We start from the raw sequence: 19,459 nt of genomic DNA on the forward strand, positions 1-19,459 counted from the left end.
CGCTACTGCGACGGGGGTAGTAATGGCTAGTTTCTGGCAAACGATTACTATCGGGAAACGAGTGTTTGCTTATTAGTGTCGGCGAGAGGGATAAAACTCGTGAGCGTAGTTGTGGTATCTGGGTTGGCTACAGGTGTAGGCAAAACCACCGCGACGGCAGCGATCGTTCAGATTCTTCGAGAAAAGGGGAGAGATGTTGTTCCCGTTAAAGTCGCTCGCTTAGGAACGTCAGTTGCGGGAGCTGATATCGGCACAATCGAAAAGCTCACAGGTATTCGTGGTGAAGATTTTTCTTCTGAAGAAGATCCGCTGGCAAAGGTTCGGGAGCTCTCGGAAACGGGAGTTACCGTAGTACTTGAAGGTTCTGGTGGACTTAGCGTTCCGCTATTAAACGGCAAAACGATTGCAGATATTGCCGCAGAGTTAAATGCCCCCATGATCGTGGTTTCGGGCATGGCCTCGGGGGCAGTGGGGCTTGCAGTGCAGGCGGTAGCTTTTGCGCGTGCTTGCGGTGCTCGTGTTGCGGGCCTATTAGGGGGGAAATTGCCTTCGGGGGCTGATCTGCGTACGCGTTTGACTCTCGTGGAAGTATCCCGTGCAACAGGCGTGCCTTTTTTGGGAAGCCTCAATGACGGAGTTGGTTCTTTGGGAGCTGAGCAGTTTGCTCAGGCGCTTTCAACGATTTTTCTTCCCAAGGATTGGTAAGCACGGGATCCTTTAAGAGTTGCGCAAGGAAGTTATCCAACCTAATTCCTATTAGGTGTTGCTTTTGAAAGTTTGTGTGCAGCCACCCACGTACATAACCCGATACATATTGCCAAGGACCCACACGCAAAGAAGTAGATTCTCTCAGCAGAAGCAGAATCCGAGTCATAGTAAGAGGAGATGCTTCCGGCAAGCGCGGTTCCTATAGACATTGTAAGAAAGTACAACGCAGAAAATTGGGTGCGATAGGAGGCTGGGGCGTGCTTTGCCGTGGCTGCCATCCCTATAGGACCTGCGAATAACTCGCCTATTGCAGTGATAAGGATGCTTAAAGTAAGTATGAGAAGTGGCGTGGAATTGGGGCCGCCGCCGGCAAAGGGGATGAGTACGAGGAAACCGGAACCTCCGACGATAACTCCAATGGAGATTTTGGTAGCTGCCGTGGGACCACGAGATCCAAGTTTTGCCCATAGATACGCGAGGGGAATGGAAAGCGTAAGAACGAAGATCGGATTCAGCGACTGGGTCCACGCAGCGGGGAATTCAAAGCCAGCAATCGTGCGATTGAGTCGGACATCGGAATACACGGCGAGAACGCCATAGGTCTGATTCATAATGGCCCAGAAAGCCACCGAAGCACAGAAGATGGGGATGTAATGAAGAATGCTATGGCGTTCCTGCCAGGTGGTATGTGGGGAGCGGAACATAGTAAACATAAGGAAAACAGCTGCGGTGATAGTAATGCCGAGGAGGAAATGGGCAAGCGAAGCTGCTGTGAAGATCCCCGTAGCTACGGCAAGCACCACCATTATGAGGGCCAATATCCCCAAGGATGTGATCGTGAGCGCTGTTCGTCTGGTCACCGGATGCGCTGGAGATTGCATGCATTGTCGTGATTGCTCGCTCATTTCTTCTAAAGCACGGCTTCGTAGAGCCACGTATACTCCCATGCCGATAATCATGAGGAGAGCTGCAGCTAGGAAACCTACGTGGAAAGAGTAGGTAAGCGCTAGCCAACCTGTAAGCAGCGGTCCCGCTACCGCCGCTACTTGAATCCCTAGGTAGAAGAACTGAAATCCGGTTTCACGATGTGCGTCGCTGTGGGAGTCTTCCCTGTAAACAGTTCCAAGAACGGTAATTGCTGCTGTTTTTAAAAATCCTGACCCTAGCGCTATGAGCGTTAAACCAGTTGCTAGCCCCGGGATGGGGTGGACTAAGGACAGTATTAGGTGTCCGATGACAAGGAGCGATGCCCCTAAGAAAAGAGTTTTTTCTGCGCCTAGGACTCTGTCGCCTACCCATCCGCCTGCAAAGGTGCACAGATAAACAAGAGCCCCGTAGGCTCCGATAAGTGCGGTGGCCTCGGATTTTGCTAAGCCTAGTCCGCCGTTGCTGGTCGTGTAATACAGGTAGTAACCAAGGATGGCCTGCATGCCATAAAAGCTGAAACGTTCCCAGGCTTCGATGCTGATGATCGAGCGAACCACGATGGGGTGATGCCAAAAGTCACTTTTATGCACAGTTGAACGTTGTTCAAGATGGGTCATAATATGCATTATGACGTGTAACGCCCGGAAAATGGTGTTAAACGCAAAAAATTGATTTTTGTTCTCAAAACTCTAACCCCAGACGAGAAGCGTGGGACTGTGAATCCATTCGAGCAGCAAGTTCACTTTGACCAAGACCATATCTGGCATCCGTATAGTGCGATGCCAGCCCCTATAGCGCCGCAGCTTGTTGCGTCCACCGAAGGCGTTTACCTCACGCTAAGCGATGGTTCTATGCTTATCGACGCTATGAGCTCCTGGTGGGCAGCAGCTTTTGGACATGGGCACCCAAGGCTCAAGGAAGCGGCGCATCAACAGATTGAAACAATGAGTCATGTGATGTTTGGCGGGATCACACATTCGCCTGCAATTGATCTCGCCCAGAAGTTAGTGAGCATTACTGATGAGGGTTTAGAAAAAGTCTTCTTTTCAGACTCAGGGTCTGTCGCTGTAGAAGTAGCGATGAAGATGGCGTACCAATATCAGCGCGGCATCGGGCATCCAGAACGTCATCGTTTGCTCACCTGGCGGGGTGGTTACCATGGTGACACCTTTGCAACCATGAGCGTGTGCGATCCAACCGGAGGAATGCACACACTGTGGGCAGATAGGGTCGCTTCCAACGATTTTGCGCCAGCTCCCCCTGAGCGCGGGGCGTCGAGAAGCAACGTGGAACAGTACCTGGATACTCTAGAAGCGCATGTCAATAGTTCGACAGCTGGGATTATTATCGAGCCTATAGTGCAGGGGGCCGGGGGAATGCGCTTCCACGATGAATCTCTGATCCGAGGTATTCGAGACATTTGCGATAGGCACGACTTGGTTTTTATCGCCGATGAAATAGCTACTGGCTTTGGTCGGACTGGAGAAATATTTGCCACGACGGGTGCGGGTGCTACCCCGGATATTTTGTGCGTTGGCAAGGCACTGACCGGCGGATTTATGTCCTTAGCGGCAACGATCACAACAGAGCGGATTGCCGCAGCGATTAACACACCAGGTGGCGGGGGTGCGTTGATGCACGGACCAACTTTTATGGCTAATCCTTTGGCTTGTTCAGTTGCTTCAGCCGCACTTGAACTAGTGATTGAGGGGGCATGGCGGAAACGAGTCCCAGAGATTGAACAAAGGCTTCTTAAAGGGCTCTCGCCGCTGAAAGAATCTCCTGCTGTTGCCGATGTCCGTGTACTCGGTGCAATTGGAGTGGTGGAGATGAAAGAACCCGTGGATATGCGGTTGGCTACGGAGACCGCAGTAGCTGCAGGAGTGTGGCTGAGACCATTCGGCCGTCTGGTTTATACGATGCCTCCGTTTATATCTACCGATGGACACATCGATAGCATCTGCGAGGCCGTCACAGCCGTGGTCAGCGCTGAGCAGAGTCGCTTGTGTGCCTAGAAGTACTCGCTTAGTTTTTACAGAATTGGAGTATCATGTCCATCCTAGCTATTACAGGAACAAATACCGATGTAGGAAAAACCATCGCTACTGCGGCTCTCGCCTTGCACGCAGCGACTTCGGGATTCGAAGTAGTCCCCGTCAAACCAGTTCAGACCGGTGAACCACTGGGAAGCGGGGATATAGAGACCGTAGAAAAACTGGCCGGTGTGGCTGGAATCGAATTTATCCGTTATCCGGAGCCCTTGGCACCTAATCTTGCGGCTAAGCGAGCGGGAATGCAACAACTGGATCTTGATGTGCTGGTGGACAAGATTAGGGATCTCGACGCGCCACATCGGCTTGTTCTTGTAGAAGGCGCTGGCGGACTATTGGTCCGACTTGCGGATGAGATCACGCTGGCAGACGTGGCCGTGGCGTTAGGCTCACCCCTCGTTGTGGTTACGAGTCTTAGCTTGGGGTCGCTCAACATGGCGGAGCTTACTGTTGAAGCAGCTCGGCGTCGCGGACTGCACGTTGTTGGACTTATTGGCGGAAGCTTAGCTGCACAACCGGATTTAGCTACCCAACTTAACCTTGATGAGATGAGTGCCGTGACAGGCGTACCCTTGTGGACATGTCTTCCGGAAGACGCAGGAAGAATGTCTCCCGAAGAATTTGCCCAGGTTGTCTCCTCGCTGGGGTTGCCGGACTTGCAGTCGATGCTTTCGCAACAGAATGTTTAGGCGAACGCACATGCTTGTATGATTTCTCCCGTCGGATTGGCCAGTAGCAGATTAATGTGGTGGAGAGAAAAGACCAGGTGCGGTACCGACTTGATAAAGACATCCACTGGACTAACAAAAAGAGGCAGATATGAGCACCGAACATTCGGAAAATACTGGAACAGACGATGCTTCGGCTGCTTCTTTCTCTCATCGAGGACTTGGGCTAATCCCTCAGCTGCGTTCTCGTATCGAATCAATCCTTTTAGTCGTTGATTCCCCCGTGAGCGTGGAAGCTTTGTCGCGGGCGCTTAACGTTGATTCTGCGATGGTGCAGGAGACTATTCAAGAGATATCTACGGAATTTCGTCATAGGGGCAGCGGAATGGAATTGCGTGAGTCTGAAGAGGGATGGCGTTTATATTCTGTTCGAGAAAACGCGGAAGTCGTAGAGAAGTTTTTATTGGATGGAACTCAGTCGCGGCTGTCACGAGCTGCTCTGGAAACGCTGGCGGTCGTAGCTTATCGACAACCTGCGACGCGTGCTCAAGTATCGGCAGTGCGAGGCGTTAACGTGGATGGAGTAATGCGGACTCTACAATTACGCGGGCTCATTAGAGAAGTCGATATGGGTGGTGATACTGCTGAAACCGGCAACGCTCACCATTATGAGACAACGGAGCTTTTTCTAGAACTTCTAGGTATCGATTCTCTTGACCGTTTACCAGAATTAGCTCCTCTTCTTCCTGATATGGACAGTATTGATGAGCTTCTTTAGAGCTTCAGGCAACGCCAAGATTAGCTAGTCTCGAGTTATTCAGCTAAGGTGGCCAGTGCTTTATAACCGCATACAATTTCTAACGATAGGACGTATCGTGACACGAACCGCTCGCCGAGATGGCACACCGGATAGAGCCCGTCGGGGCCGCGAAGACAACCGTGGCAGGCGCGGCGAAAGCCCCAAGCGCACAGAAACAAGCAGCCGAACAAACGGTAATCGTGCTGCACAAGGGGGACGTACCCGAGGCTCTGAGAGCCCTCGCACCGGGGAAAACACTCGCGACTCTTATGGATTTCGTCGGAATAATAAACCGGTAGAAACCACTAAAAAGGCGCGCCCACAGAAGCAGAAGAAAGAACGTCCTTCAGAAATGCTTCTGTCCAATGCTCGCCCGGCTAAGCGGCAAAATGTTGAGCACCGTGATACCGGGGCTGCAACCGGAGAAGGTGTTCGCCTGCAGAAGGTGCTTGCGCAAGCTGGTGTAGCTTCGCGTCGTCATGCAGAAATACTCATTGACTCTGGTCGCGTCGAGGTCAACGGAAAGATCGTGTTGACCCAGGGCGTTCGTGTCAACCCTAATGCGGACATTATTAGGGTTGATGGCGTTCGCATCAATGTTAATGAAGACATGCAGTACTTTGTGCTCAATAAGCCACGTGGTTTGCAATCTACTATGAGCGACGACATGGGACGACCATGCGTTGGCGACATCGTCGGTGAAAGAATTGCTGCTGGTCAGCGCTTATTTCATGTGGGTCGCCTTGACGCTGCGACAGAGGGGCTTCTGCTTCTTACCAATGACGGAGAACTAGCCAACCGTCTGATGCATCCCAAGTATGAAGTGGCCAAAACCTATTTGGCTACCGTGTTAGGTGAGGCCGACAAACGCCTGGTAAAGCAGTTGCGTGATGGCATTGAGCTAGACGACGGCCCTGCAAAGGCTGATTTTGTGCAGATTGTGGATACCCACCAGGGCAAGTCTCTTATCCGTATTGAGCTGCATGAAGGCCGGAAGCACATTGTTCGTCGGATGCTAAAGACAGCTGGTTTCCCGGTAGAGAGGCTCGTACGCACCAAGATCCATACCATTCAGTTAGGTGAACAAACACCAGGTGCAGTGCGGGCACTGAACAGCAGCGAGCTTGCGAGCCTTTATAAAGCTGTAGGGATGTAAAACTTGATGGATAAACAGCTCTCTAATATGCCGGGGAACGGGCTGATCGTTGCTATCGACGGTCCATCCGGCGCTGGAAAATCAACGGTCTGCCGTGCGATTGCGGCTAAGCTCGGAGCCCAGTATTTAGATACGGGTGCTATGTATCGCGTGGCCACGCTGCATGTTTTGCGTCAGAATATTGATCCTAATGATCATGAGGCAGTGGCGAAAGCGACTGAAAAACTTCCTTTGACGATCAACGATGACCCTGCTTCCCACAGCGTCATGCTTGGTGGAGAAGATGTTGCTTCGGAAATTCGTAGTGCTGAGGTTACACAGAATGTTTCTGCCGTTTCAGCCAATACTGCGGTCCGTACTAATTTGGTTGCGCTGCAGCGTCGTTTAGCTTCTACTGCACGACGCTGCATCCTTGATGGGCGCGATATCGGTACGAATGTTTTAGTGGATGCACCGGTAAAGATTTTCCTTACTGCTTCTCCAGAAGTGCGAGCTACTCGGCGCTTTGAACAGGATCGGGCCGCTGGCCGTGAAGTCATTTTTGAAGATGTTTTAAAAGACGTAAAAAAACGGGATTATATTGATTCAACCCGCGCCGTCGATCCACTCCGACCTGCCCCCGACGCAGTGATTGTAGACTCTTCTGAACTTTCCCTTGAGCAAGTGATCGAAACATTAGTCACTCTCATCGAACGCTCTTCTGAAAGGAATACCAATGAGCGATAAACGCATTTCTCAAGAAGAAAATAATGAGACAACGTTTGTCTATCACACTCCACATGGAGAGATGGATGCGGCTGAGGTTTTCACTGAAGAAGACGTAGTGGTCCCGGGTGGCGGCTACGCAGCCTCTGATTTTGATCACAACGATTACAACTTTGAGTTCTCAAAGGATGAATCGGGAAACTTTGTTTTTGATGAATCGGAGTTTGCTGAGCCTGATTTTGGAGAAGACTACGACGAGGAAGACTGGGAAGAGCTCGAGCGGAGCTTTGGCATCGATGCCGAAGGCGTTACTCGCGAGAACCTCTGCACCGTCGCCATTGTCGGCCGTCCGAATGTAGGAAAATCTTCTCTGGTTAATCGCTTCTTGGGGCGTCGAGAAGCAGTCGTTGAGGATTTCCCAGGGGTTACCCGAGACCGAGTTTCCTACCTAGCGGACTGGGGCGGTCAGCGATTCTGGGTTCAAGATACCGGCGGGTGGGATCCTAACGTAAAAGGCATCCATGGAGCGATTGCTCGACAGGCAGAAGTAGCCATGGCGACGGCTGACGTTATTATCATGGTGGTAGACACCAAGGTCGGTATCACAGAAACTGACTCTGTGATGGCTCGTAAACTGCAGCGTGCTGAGGTTCCGGTCATACTCGTGGCTAATAAGTTTGATTCCGATAGCCAGTATGCAGATATGGCAGAGTTCTACGCTTTGGGGTTGGGGGATCCGTGGCCCGTGTCCGCGCAACATGGTCGTGGTGGCGCTGATGTCCTAGAACAAGTGCTGGCTGCGTTCCCAGAAGAGCCAAGATCGGCTTCGATTGTGGAGGGACCACGTCGTGTCGCTTTGGTAGGTAAACCAAACGTTGGTAAATCTTCGCTGCTCAATAAGATCTCTGGTGAAGACCGCTCGGTTGTAGATAATGCCTCGGGAACCACTGTTGATCCCGTTGACTCGCTGGTACAGCTGGACCAGAAGCTATGGAAGTTTATTGATACTGCTGGTCTCCGCAAAAAAGTTAAAAATGCTCAGGGGCATGAATATTATGCGTCGTTGCGTACACGTGGCGTCATTGATGCTGCAGAGGTTTGCGTATTCATGATCGACTCCTCGGAGCCGGTATCAGAGCAGGATCAGCGGGTTTTGGCGATGATTCTTGAATCTGGCAAAGCTTTAGTGCTGGTCTTTAATAAATGGGATTTGATGGACGAGGATCGTCGGTGGGAGTTGGATCGAGAAATCGATCAACAGCTGGCTCATATCCCATGGGTCAAGCGCGTTAACATTTCGGCAAAAACTGGTCGCGCTTTGCAAAAGCTAGAGCCTTACATGCTTGAGGCTCTAGAAAACTGGGATAAACGCGTAAGTACCGGTCAGCTCAACACCTGGTTGCGTGCGACTATTGCACAGAATCCTCCGCCAATGAAGGGCGGGCGAGTCCCACGCGTCTTGTTTGCTACCCAGGCGACTACTCAGCCTCCGACGATTGTGCTGTTTACAACCGGATTCTTGGACGCCGGTTATCGCCGTTATCTGGAACGCAAATTCCGAGAGTCATTTGGATTTGAAGGAACTCCGGTAAAAATTGCTGTGAGGGTGCGCGAGAGGCGATCCCAAAAATAATACTGCTGTAGTTCAGATATGAGGCTATATTCTCCTGGCGAGATATAGCCTCATATTTTTTGCTTTACACAATAATTGAATACCTCAAGGCGGGGGTAGTGGTCATGAGTTAAGTGAATAATTTGCATAATTCTGATTGGTGAAAATTGCATACCGTGCTGTTTGCCTTTGGAAAATATGATTTTTTGTGGATATTTTGGCAGGTCCTTGCAGTGTTTTTTATTGTCGCAGTTGGATTGGTAGGTACGGCATTGCAAAATTGAAAGACAGTGAAATATGTCTCTATCTATTGGTTTTGTGACGTATTCTGATGCGTTTTAAGCTGTGATCGACAACGACTGAGACTCTCCTTGGGAGACAAAACTAGTCTGTTCTTCGCTGAAAGGAGCATCCATGCTCGCAACAATCCTCGATCCGATGTCGGGGTTTGCCACTAGTATCCAAGTAATCCTCATTCTCGCCTGCCTCGTGCTGGGAACACGATATGGCGGTATGGGATTAGGCTTAATTTCAGGTATCGGTCTTCTTATCCTGACGTTCGTCTTTGGCCTTAAGCCTGGGGATCCGCCGGTATCTGTGATGCTGACGATCATCGCTGTGATTGGATGCGCAGCGACGTTGCAGCAGGCCAAAGGCTTGGACGTAATGATGCAGTTTGCTGAGCGAATCTTGCGTAAGCATCCTGAGCGCATTACGATTTTAGCCCCTATCACCACGTGGACCCTGACTGTTTTATGCGGAACGGGACATGTTGTGTACACGATGTTCCCGATTATTGAAGACATCGCAGTGAAGACCAACATCCGCCCAGAACGCCCCATGGCGGTTTCTTCTACGGCAGCACAGATGGGTATCACGGCATCGCCAGTGTCTGTGGCTATGGTGTCTCTCGCATCAATTCTTGCTGAAAATGCGGGAGTGACAGGCGCAGCTTTCTCCATCCCTCAGATTCTTGTCGTTGCGCTACCTGCGTCGTTAAGCGGTGTTCTTGTCGCCGCGCTATGGTCTTTGCGCCGTGGTAAGGACTTGGATAAGGACGAGGAATTCCAGGAGCGCCTCAAAGATCCAGCTTTCAAAGAAGCGGTTTACGGTGACTCGCACTCGCTTATTGGTCAGAAATTTGAGCCAAGTGCTTACCGAGCTACCTACATCTTCCTTGCTGCGATTGTCCTTGTGGTGATCCTTGGCGCCGCGGAGTGGCTACGTCCAAGCTTCCCGGATAAGAACGGTGATTTGAAAGCACTGTCGATGAATCTGGTCATCCAGATGATCATGCTTGTCGCTGGAGCTTGCATCATGTTGTTCTGCAAGGCAGATGCTGGAAAAGTTGCTTCGACGACTGTCTTTAAAGCCGGTATGACCGCGGTTTTCTCAGTGTTTGGCGTGGCATGGATGGCCGATACGTTCTTCCAAGCGCACCTGGATAAACTCGTTGAAGGACTCAGCGGCGTGGTACAAAATCATGCCTGGGCATATGCGGTTGTGCTGTTGATTGTTTCTAAGCTAGTTAACTCTCAAGGCGCGGCAATCGTGGCCATTGTTCCGCTTGGTTTGAAGTTGGGTGTGAGCCCAGAAACTGTCATTGGCTTTATTGGCGCTGCTTATGGCTACTTTATTTTGCCTACCTATCCGTCGGATCTCGCTTGTATCGGATTTGATAAGACCGGCACCACGCGTATTGGTAAGTTCGTGATCAACCATTCGTTTATCATTCCAGGCTTTATCTGCGTGATTACGTCCTGTGTAGTAGGTACACTCTTGGCCCAAATTTTGCTCTAATCAGCTTAAAACGTATGGTTTAGCGCAAAGTCCAGCATCCGTTTTAACTAAGCGGTGCTGGACTTTCTGTATTCACAGAGAAACTGTGTTTGTTACCTATGCTTTTTGGACAATAAAAAGGCATCGCATCGATATGGAAGCTCTATGAGGTCTGTGTCTGAAAAACCAAGGTGTTCGTTGAGATACCAGGAAAGGTTGGCGGTTACTTTCTCTCGGGTTTTGTCTGAAGATCTGAGCCAATAAGAGCGCGTATGGGTAAGCAGGTGGATGGACGGAACGCTCATAGGCTGGGACCATGTGAGGCGCACTTCTTTTTTAATAAACCAGGGATCGCAAAAAGTAGGTATGAAGCCCTCTTTCAGCGTATCTCCAGAGTGCATAATGCGGGACAACCGATGAACCCAAGGGACAGAGACATCCAAGGTATTCCATACGAGTAGTACTTGACCCGATGTGCTCGTGATTCTATCGAATTCCTTGGAAGCTAGGCCTGCATCAAGCCAATGCCATGTCTGGGCGCATGTGATTGCATCAAAAACGTCACTTGCTGCGGAGGTCTGCTCCGCGGTAGCGATCCAAGCAGGGACCTCAAGATGACTTTGTAGGGTTCGTACCATGTCTTCGCTGGGATCAAGAGCAAAGACGTGATGACCGCGCTCTTTAAGCTGTTCGGTGAGCTTACCGGTGCCGCAGCCTACGTCGAGAAGCTTCGCGTTGGCAGAAACCTCTAACAGATCAAGAACTTGGGCGGGGTAGGAGGGGCGAGCTTTATGGTAGTCGTATGCTCCTGATTCAAACGCGCGCGCTGAAAGATTGCGATGTTCGCGGCTATGGAATTTAGGAGTATCTCGTTGAGAAACGGAAGGTGCGTTAGGTGGCGGAACAAAGGTCTGAGACACGGTATGTGAGCTTCGAAAGCTAGATTGGTTTTCGCACATCGATTACTTATCGTAGCGGGTGACTATGGTGATACCTATAAATAATGGTTCGTTGGGGCTCTTTTCGCTCACGTCACAGTCTGATATTTGTGAACAAGTGCACTCGATTACGTGGGATATGTAGTAGGAACATGTGTTTTCCAGTGCATATATTTAATAAAAGCGGTGTAGTGTTAGTTCGTTCTGAAAGCCTAGATAAGGCTTGCTTTAACCCTGAGGATGATTGAGATCTCTGTATGCAATTTCTTAAAGACATAAGCCTTACAGATCCACCCGTGAACTGGTTTATTTATGGGTGTGGCGTTATTGCGCTTTTGATAGTCCTGAGGGGCCTTAAAACGAAACGAATTATGGTCGTTTCGATGATATGGGCAGTAATCTCAGTTTTGACTGTGATCGCGGGCAAGTACTTTATTGAAGTCGTATGGAAGCCCTTCCCAGATGCTGTTCCCACAAACGTATACGTGGCCTGGGGCATTGTTATCTTTGTGTTTCTTTGCGCTCTCACGCATTCTGGTACGCGAATCGTTACAGCTATAGCCGTTCTTATCGCTGCAGTGTGTGCCGCCGGAGTAACAAATATTCATTATCAAACATACCCAGATGTAGCTTCGCTCAATCCACAACCTGTGGCAAAAGAAATGAATTTTGATGAGTTCAACGCTACGCGGCAAGCGCCGTCGGATAGCTCCGGGGAAACGGGTGCGATTGTGACTGTGCCTTTGGCTGGGACTAGCTCAGGCTTCCCAGCACGAGACGCCATAGCCTATGTTCCTCCGGCATATTGGTCTCAGCCGGAAACGCGTCTTCCAGTTTTAGTTTTGATGGCGGGAAATCCGGGTCAGCCTTCAGATTGGTTTGAATCGGGGCAAGTTGGCAGGGTAGCGGATCAATACCAAAATGCTCATGGAGGTGTAGCGCCTATCGTGATCAGCGTAGATGGCACTGCTACGTTCACTGGGAATCCTATTTGCGTGGATGGTCCGCAACACAAGGTGATGACGTATATAAGTCGAGACGTTCCGGCGTTGATTAAACAAAAATTTAGGGTTAATGAAGACCAAAAAACGTGGACTATTGGTGGACTGAGTTATGGCGGAACCTGCAGCCTCCAGATCATGACTAATCATCCCGATTCTTATGGGGCATTTCTCAATATGTCGGGCCAAGCGGAACCTACCGTAGGTAATCACGGGGATACTGTTAAACAATTCTTTGGGGGAAATGAGGCTGCTTTCCAGGCCGTCAACCCCGAGCAGTTATTGCGTACGAAGCGTTACGACGGAATCCCAGGGCGCTTTGTCGCCGGGAAGGGAGACCCGCTAGCACAAAAAGAACTGACTCATCTTAACGATCTTGCTGTGAAGGCTGGAATGAAGACGGAGTATTTTACAGTGGAAGGTGGCCATGACTTTAAGACGTGGCGGAATGCTATTGCGCAACATTTCGATTGGATTGCTCAACGAGGGGGCCTTAGCTAGTGCCATCAATAACGGATATAACCGCAGAACGCACTAACGGAGATATAAAAGTTGGTGAGCCTGATGCTGAACTCAGTACTACTTCTGGGAAATTCTCCATCCGAGTAGTGCTCAACTATCTGGCTACCACGCGGGTTGCATGGCTTCCTATTACATCGATTCGGCGGATACTTTTCCCTATAGTCTCCTCCGGGAAAAGTATTATCAGGCGAGTTCCGATCTCATTCTTGTTGCTTGCTCTGCTATGGGTCCTCTACGCAAGTGTTGATCATCCGCGTGGGATGCTTGGGCTGAACTCATCAGAGAAGCTGCCATCGTGGCATCTTCTTACCGCTGGCCTTACCGTTGGTTCGCATCAGTCTGCAGTGCTGGCAACCCTTGGGATTCTCTGTTTAGCTGTTCCTGCTGAACTCGTCCTTGGATCGACACGATTCCTGGTCGCGGCAGGAGTAATGAATGGGATTTCTATTCCTCTAGGAATACTCAGTGCTCGTTTTATTGAGACTTTAGGACTTAACCAATGGGGTAACGATCTGCTCAATGAGACATTGCTTAGCCCAACAGGTTGGATTTTTGGCGCTGCAGCTGTTGCTTCTTCCTCGATGTCTACATTGTGGAGACGGCGCCTTCGGTTGGTGCTTTTTTCCTTGTCTTTTACGCTAGTGCTGTTTTCCGGAACGCTGTCGGATTCGGTAGCAACGGTGGCTACTGTTGTCGGTACTGTCGTCGGAGCCGTCCAGCTCGGAGGCAAAAAATACCACAAAATAAAAGTAGCTTTTCGACGCCCCTCACTGAGAGAGTCTCGTATTCTAGTAGCGGTGCTCTGTATGAGCGTGGCAGTGGGACCTGTTGTAGTTGCTTTTAACCCTCATGCACATGGGCCTTTTTCCATGGTGACTAGTTTGATGTGGCAACCACAAATCTCCTCAGCTGAGGTTGCAGAGATATGCGCACCAGATTACTCATCGCCAGAGTGCATAGATGCACTGACTTTGGCCCGGCAAACGGGGTTTGCGGCTATTTTTGCTAATTTAGCCCCGGTTATTGCACAGCTTATTTTCTGTATTGGGCTGATCCGTGGACGTCGAGTAGCTTGGGGCTTATCTCTGGTATTGCAGTGTTTGTCGCTTTTTGCGATTGCAGTTCAGCTTATCGCCATTACCGATGAGCGTGGCGACTCCCTCATTTTCACGGTCAACTTCTTCGAGGTTATGTTGCCGTGGATGATTACGTTGTTGGCCCTTGGTGTTAGCCGACGGTTGTTCTTTGTCAACGTGGAACGCAAAGAGGTTATACGGAATATTTCGTTGATCTTGGCCACTTTCGTGATCACGGCTCTGACATGGGTCATCGGCGTTTATTATTTGGCAGATAGCTTTAATTCGTTGGACTCGCTGCTTTATGCCTTTTATGAATTGCCTAGTAGGTACCTGCCTCCGGCATTAGCTTTGGTGCTGGAACATGTGCTGTATCCAGAAAGCCAACTTGCGTGGATTCTCTATCAATGGGTAGGCGCGGTGTTCTGGATGGTAACCCTGTTCGCCCTCTACCGGCTCATTATGAGTATCCCTGCGACTGGTCATGACGCATCAGATATCAGCACAGCGCGGAAGATTTTACGCAAAGGCTCTGGCGATCATCTGTCTTGGATGAGCATGTGGGATGGAAATAGCTTCTGGTTTGCCGCACCTCATGCACACGATGATGCGGCTGAAACTGACTCAGCGACTGAACAGCTTCCACGCGGTTTTGTTGCCTTTAGACTGGTCAAAGGGGTGGCTGTGACGCTCGGCGAGCCGGTGGTCTTGGATCAGAAAGATCGTTTGGCTGTGGCGCGGGAGTTCAATGCATACGCTTCTGACCGTGGATGGCGGGTTGCATGGTATTCCACTCGTGAAGAATTCGCCGAGGAAATCCGGGCTGATGGTTTTAGAAAGCTGCACGTTGCAGAGGAATCTGTCTTGCAAACCACCAACACTGAGTTTAAAGGCAAGAAGTTCCAAAATATCCGTACCGCACGCAATCGAGCTGTCAAAGAGGGGATTAGCACGGTATGGACTTCCTGGGCGGAAGCCTCTCCCGAGCTACAAAATAGGATTGTGGTTCTTTCCGAGGAATGGGTGTCAGAAAAAGCTCTTCCTGAGATGGGGTTCACCCTTGGAACCTTGGAAGAACTCAAGGACTCTGAGACCAAGTTGCTTGTCGCCGTCGATGAAAACGGCCATGTGCATGGAGTAACAAGCTGGCTGCCTGTTCGCGAGAATGGCATTCTTGCTGGTTATACTTTGGACTTTATGCGTCGTGACGCCAACGGTTTCCGGCCTGTCATCGAATTTTTGTTGGCTGAAGCGCTGATCAAAGCGAAAGAGCTCGACTGCTCGTGGATTTCCCTTTCAGGTGCTCCTCTTGCGCCGCCATCGGGGCAAACGATGCCTACGCTTCTCGACGCAACCTTAAACAAAGCTGGAGAAGCTATCGAGCCTTTGTACGGATTTAGATCTCTGGCTGCATCGAAATATAAGTTCCATCCAGAGCATCGAGCTTGGTATCTGTGCTATGACGATGAGTTGGCATTACCGACGATCGGCCTTGCGGTTTCCCAGTGCTACCTTCCTCAACTAAGCGCTAAAGATGCGCGTGCTGCGCTTACTACCTGGGTGCGCGCACAAAGGATGCCATAAGGGGGCGTCCGTCTTCCCGGCGGAGAACAAGGAGACTCCGTCGGGAAGACTTGGATACAAACAAGGTTATGTGGGGCAGTGTGAGAAATAATTTTGCTTAAAAAGCGCAGACATTGCAATATTAGGGTATGCAAAGCAAACCTAATTTCTTGAGTGTGTCCTTGCGGAACGCCTTGTTTGTGGCACTCGCAGCGATGATGGCTATTGTTGCTCTAATCTTGGCAGGATGTTCTACAACAGGTAGCACGAATTCCAATGCAGAAGGTTCCCAAAACGCGAAAAAAGAGTCGGAAAAACGGGTCGTTGCGTTGGACTGGAGATATGAGGAAATTCTCTATGCTCTTGGAGTGCAACCGGTAGGAATAGTGGAAATAGGTAAGTCAAAAGAACCCCAAACCCTTAAAGGAAAATTGGGTGATGCCACATCGGTAGGACAAGCTAAGCAACCAAATCTAGAAGTTATTCAGTCCCTCGAGCCTGACCTTATCCTTGCGAGTCCCACGCGCCAAGCAGGGATCATGGAGCAACTAAAAAATATTGCTCCTACTGAGGCTTACCAGGACACTAGTTATATCGATGTGCTTGATTCCATGGACAGCATTGCGAAAAAACTAGGAAAAGAAGACAAAGCCGCAGAGGTACGGAGCCGAATTGAATCTAAAATCGGAGCGGCTAAAAACAAAGTAGAACCCGGTACCCGCACTGCTCTTATTGGGTGGTCCAAGAATACGCTTTATACATGGGTAAAAGAATCCTTCCCCGGTTCGCTATTAACCGCTGCTGGATATGACTACGGTTTCGATGGGGAAAAATCTGCGATTGAATCCAAGACTGACGTAGCAGAATTGACCGGTGATAAATTGCCTGAAATGAAGCTTGACGTCATGTATTTGTATAACGACATCGAGGGCTTCCGCGCTAGCCCTTATGCGGGGGTTGTTCGTAGCATCGTGGATGTTGAGCAGGATACGTGGTCGCGGTCACGAGGCCCCTTGGCAGCAGAAGCAATGCTGGATCAGATTATTAACTCCTAGTTGTGCTTGCGTATCAGAAGAAACAGACAGGAGGCTCGTCTACAAGGGGAGCCTCCTTGGCTGTATGCGTGTTTGTCTGCGTTCTTATCATAGGGACTCTATCTGCATGGAAATTACTACAGGTCGAGGCCCCCAAGGATGCGCCATGGCTGTATCAAGAGATCTGGATGGGAACGCGTGATCGCTTATTAAGCGCACTACTTATCGGTGCGGCGCTAGGAACAGCCGGGGTATTACTACGAACTGCGACATCGAATCCTCTTGCTGATCCGCACATTACGGGAGTCAATTCAGGTGCAGCCTTTGGCGCAGTGGCATCAAGTTTTATCACTGGCTCGTCTACGGGCGTGTATTTGCTTCCAGGTGCTCTTGTTGGAGCGGCAGTAGCCTCTGGAATCACGTTGACGCTTAGTCTGCGTGGAAGAAATCCGGACTTATCCGGAACAAATGCAATCCAGAAAATGGTTTTATTGGGAATTGCTGTTTCCGCAGTGTTTAGCGCAATGACTTCAATTTTCTTAGTGTTGGATGAAGCTCAATTGACCACGGTTCTAGCGTGGCTCAACGGGCGCCTTGGCGGTATCCGGTTACCTGACCTTATTCCCGTGATTGTCGCAGTTGCCGTCCTCTTGCCAATTCTATTTGCAGCGGGAAGAGCATTAGATGCGTTGAGCACCGGTGATTCTGTTAGTAGAGCGATCGGGGCAAACCCAGCTGTGGTAAGAAAATGGGTCGTCGTTTCTGCCGTGATTCTTACTGCGACATGCGTGGCGGCAGCTGGGCCAATCGGCTTTTTAGGTCTTTTAGCAGCAGTGATTGCGCAGCGAGTATGTGGAAGAGCACACCGATTTGTGCTGATCTCTGCGGCATGCGTGGGAGCAACAGTGCTGTTGGTCGCGGATACGATAGGGCAACAATTATGGGCTCCAGCAGAAACTCCGGTGGGTATTCTGACGGGTATTGCCGGTGTACCACTGTTGCTATGGGGTATTCGGAGTATGGGATCCACAGGAAAGTCAAGGTAATCCCATGAAAAGAAATAAAGAATTAGTCTTGAAAAAGTCCCATAAAAATCCACGGTATTCGTACAAAAAGTTTGCCACTGTTGTGTTTATTTGTGGTGTCTTACTGGTCTTTGCATGCATTATCGGAATGGCGATTGGGGCTGTACAAAAACCTCTTATTGATGTTGTGACGGGTGTTCTTGCCGGTGAAGACCTCTATTGGAAATATCGGATGCCCCGGGTCGTCGTAGGAATGCTGGCTGGTATTGGCATGTCTATCTCAGGGTGTTTGTTGCAGACAGGTTTACGTAACCCTCTCGCAGCACCCGACACTTTAGGTATTACTGCCGGTGGAGGTTTACTCGCCGTTTTAGCTCTTTTGGGGTTCGGCACGCTTCCAGCTGCTTTTCTCACTCCGATCGCTTTTCTTGGTTCTTTGCTTGGAGCCATTCTTGTCTTTGCTGCGGCAGGTAAATCTGCTATCGATCCAGCTCGCCTGGCGTTGACGGGAGTCGCGGTTTCCGTGGGCCTTGCTGCGGTAACGCAACTGCTTCTAGTGAGGGCTGCTCCTGAAGCAGGAGCAGCAATGACCTGGTTAAAAGGATCTTTGTATGCGCGTACGATGAGTGATGCCATGACGGTGGCCCCAATTATTATCGCTAGTTTTATCGTAGTCATGGTGCTGGCCCGTCATCTCAATGCTTTGGCGTTGGACGACTCGACAATGAAAAGCATCGGGGCGCATGTGCGGTTTTTGCGCCTGGGAGCTATGGGGATTGCGGTACTCTGTGGCGCTGCATCGGTAGCAGCTGCTGGAGTCCTCGGTTTTGTAGGGCTCATAGTCCCGCATGCCGCAAAACTGCTTGTAGGGCAATCTCTAGTTAGACAAGTGCCGGTCGCTGCCTTAGCTGGAGCAGCAATTGTCGTGGGAGCCGATGCTGTGGGGCGATGGGCTTTTGCGCCAACGGAGATCCCGGTGGGAGCGCTCATCGCAATTGCCGGGGCACCATATTTCATCTATCTGGTTCTCAACGTAACAAGAGTTCAGGGGAAATAATGTTTGATCGGAAAAACGATAACGTATGCGGCATTAACGAGCCCCAGCTTGCTTGTAAAGGAGTATCAGCGGGATACGGCGGAGAACACATAGTAAAAGATATTTCGGTGACGATTCCCGCTGGGAAAATTACTGCGTTGATCGGTCCTAACGGTTGTGGCAAGTCAACCTTGCTCAAACTTTTGGGAAATCAATTAAAAAACGAACATGGGCAGGTCACACTAGGGGAACGTGGTCTTGATAGTTTCTCCGCTCGCGATTTTGCACGTCAGGTTTCTTTCCTGCCTCAACAACCCGTTGTTCCTGAAGGCATGACGGTGCGTGAGCTTATTGCTTTTGGTCGTTATCCATATACGGGTGCTTTTGCGTCTTTAAGCGAATCAGATCAGCAAGCTATCGATGAGGCTGCAAAACTTACCAGTGTCGAGGACTTCTTGGGGCACTCTGCAATGGAGCTGTCTGGGGGACAAAAACAACGCATGTGGATTGCGATGACTCTGGCACAAGAAACCTCTATCATGCTGCTTGATGAGCCAACCACGTTTTTAGACCCCGCACACCAGTTGGCTATTTTGGAGTTGGTTAAGTCCTTAAATAGACAAGGGAGAACCATCGTGATGGTGGTTCATGACATGGCGCATGCAGCTAAGTTTTCTGACCATGTTGTGGTGATGAAGGAAGGAAAAATTCTTGAACAAGGGCCAACGGAATCTACTTTAGATCCATCCTTGATCAAGAAAGCTTTTAATATTTCGACGCTTATGGTGACAGATCCAGAAACTGGTAGGAAGCTTCCCATCGCTTATGGAATTCACAAGTAACTAAAGGTAGCCTTGGC

General features: G+C 50.1%; 16 protein-coding genes. 14 read left to right on the forward strand and 2 right to left on the reverse strand.

The window, feature by feature from the left end:
* Nucleotides 1-99 precede the first annotated feature (99 nt).
* Nucleotides 100-705 carry an ATP-dependent dethiobiotin synthetase BioD gene (gene bioD / locus CULFRC11_RS05200; RefSeq protein WP_023635633.1) on the forward strand — a complete coding sequence of 202 codons (606 nt, stop codon included), beginning with the start codon at nt 100-102 and terminating at the stop codon, nt 703-705.
* Nucleotides 706-746: 41 nt separating this feature from the next.
* Here bioD (CULFRC11_RS05200) and CULFRC11_RS05205 read toward each other — a convergent pair whose 3' ends face one another.
* Entirely contained in the window at nt 747-2,261 is a 1,515-nt protein-coding gene (locus CULFRC11_RS05205; protein WP_031270262.1) for a peptide MFS transporter, read from the reverse strand.
* A 90-nt stretch (nt 2,262-2,351) separates the two neighbouring features.
* Here CULFRC11_RS05205 and CULFRC11_RS05210 point away from each other — a divergent pair, with 90 nt between their 5' ends.
* The 7 genes from CULFRC11_RS05210 (at nt 2,352) to CULFRC11_RS05245 (ending at nt 10,426) form a co-directional block, all read left to right on the forward strand.
* Complete coding sequence (locus CULFRC11_RS05210) at nt 2,352-3,650, forward strand: adenosylmethionine--8-amino-7-oxononanoate transaminase (RefSeq protein ID WP_031270264.1); 1,299 nt, start codon at nt 2,352-2,354, stop codon at nt 3,648-3,650.
* Nucleotides 3,651-3,685: 35 nt separating this feature from the next.
* The gene (gene bioD, locus CULFRC11_RS05215) at nt 3,686-4,375 is read left to right on the forward strand and encodes a dethiobiotin synthase (protein WP_023635636.1); all 690 of its coding nucleotides are present in this window, start codon (nt 3,686-3,688) and stop codon (nt 4,373-4,375) included.
* Between the two features lie 130 nt (nt 4,376-4,505).
* Complete coding sequence (gene scpB, locus CULFRC11_RS05220) at nt 4,506-5,132, forward strand: SMC-Scp complex subunit ScpB (RefSeq protein WP_023635637.1); 627 nt, start codon at nt 4,506-4,508, stop codon at nt 5,130-5,132.
* Between the two features lie 373 nt (nt 5,133-5,505).
* Nucleotides 5,506-6,309, forward strand: coding sequence for a pseudouridine synthase (locus CULFRC11_RS05230; protein ID WP_014836328.1), 804 nt, complete (start codon nt 5,506-5,508; stop codon nt 6,307-6,309).
* Nucleotides 6,310-6,315: 6 nt separating this feature from the next.
* On the forward strand, nt 6,316-7,035 hold the full coding sequence (gene cmk, locus CULFRC11_RS05235) for a (d)CMP kinase (RefSeq protein WP_023635639.1): 720 nt from the start codon (nt 6,316-6,318) through the stop codon (nt 7,033-7,035).
* Nucleotides 7,025-8,647 (forward strand): ribosome biogenesis GTPase Der, encoded by a 1,623-nt coding sequence (gene der / locus CULFRC11_RS05240; protein ID WP_013911412.1) that lies wholly within the window; start codon nt 7,025-7,027, stop codon nt 8,645-8,647. The genes cmk and der overlap by 11 nt, the downstream gene beginning before the upstream one ends.
* Nucleotides 8,648-9,040: 393 nt before the next feature.
* On the forward strand, nt 9,041-10,426 hold the full coding sequence (locus CULFRC11_RS05245) for an anaerobic C4-dicarboxylate transporter (RefSeq protein WP_023635640.1): 1,386 nt from the start codon (nt 9,041-9,043) through the stop codon (nt 10,424-10,426).
* A gap of 92 nt (nt 10,427-10,518) precedes the next feature.
* Here the strand turns inward: CULFRC11_RS05245 and CULFRC11_RS05250 are convergent, their stop codons facing one another.
* Entirely contained in the window at nt 10,519-11,364 is an 846-nt protein-coding gene (locus CULFRC11_RS05250) for a class I SAM-dependent methyltransferase (RefSeq protein ID WP_023635641.1), read from the reverse strand.
* Nucleotides 11,365-11,600: 236 nt separating this feature from the next.
* Between CULFRC11_RS05250 and CULFRC11_RS05255 the strand changes: the two genes are divergently transcribed.
* From CULFRC11_RS05255 to CULFRC11_RS05280, 6 genes are all read left to right on the forward strand, one after another.
* Nucleotides 11,601-12,845 carry an alpha/beta hydrolase gene (locus CULFRC11_RS05255; RefSeq protein WP_023635642.1) on the forward strand — a complete coding sequence of 415 codons (1,245 nt, stop codon included), beginning with the start codon at nt 11,601-11,603 and terminating at the stop codon, nt 12,843-12,845.
* Nucleotides 12,845-15,526 carry an MprF family protein gene (locus CULFRC11_RS05260; protein ID WP_023635643.1) on the forward strand — a complete coding sequence of 894 codons (2,682 nt, stop codon included), beginning with the start codon at nt 12,845-12,847 and terminating at the stop codon, nt 15,524-15,526. Before CULFRC11_RS05255 ends, CULFRC11_RS05260 begins: the two co-directional genes overlap by 1 nt.
* A gap of 128 nt (nt 15,527-15,654) precedes the next feature.
* On the forward strand, nt 15,655-16,560 hold the full coding sequence (locus CULFRC11_RS05265; RefSeq protein ID WP_023635644.1) for an ABC transporter substrate-binding protein: 906 nt from the start codon (nt 15,655-15,657) through the stop codon (nt 16,558-16,560).
* 56 nt (nt 16,561-16,616) lie between these two features.
* On the forward strand, nt 16,617-17,585 hold the full coding sequence (locus CULFRC11_RS05270) for a FecCD family ABC transporter permease (protein ID WP_023635645.1): 969 nt from the start codon (nt 16,617-16,619) through the stop codon (nt 17,583-17,585).
* A gap of 4 nt (nt 17,586-17,589) precedes the next feature.
* Nucleotides 17,590-18,621 carry a FecCD family ABC transporter permease gene (locus CULFRC11_RS05275; RefSeq protein ID WP_023635646.1) on the forward strand — a complete coding sequence of 344 codons (1,032 nt, stop codon included), beginning with the start codon at nt 17,590-17,592 and terminating at the stop codon, nt 18,619-18,621.
* A complete protein-coding gene (locus tag CULFRC11_RS05280; RefSeq protein ID WP_023635647.1) occupies nt 18,621-19,442 on the forward strand; it encodes an ABC transporter ATP-binding protein in 822 nt (273 codons plus the stop codon). The genes CULFRC11_RS05275 and CULFRC11_RS05280 overlap by 1 nt, the downstream gene beginning before the upstream one ends.
* Nucleotides 19,443-19,459 lie beyond the last annotated feature (17 nt).

Source organism: Corynebacterium ulcerans, from assembly GCF_000767685.1.
Classification (GTDB): domain Bacteria; phylum Actinomycetota; class Actinomycetes; order Mycobacteriales; family Mycobacteriaceae; genus Corynebacterium; species Corynebacterium ulcerans.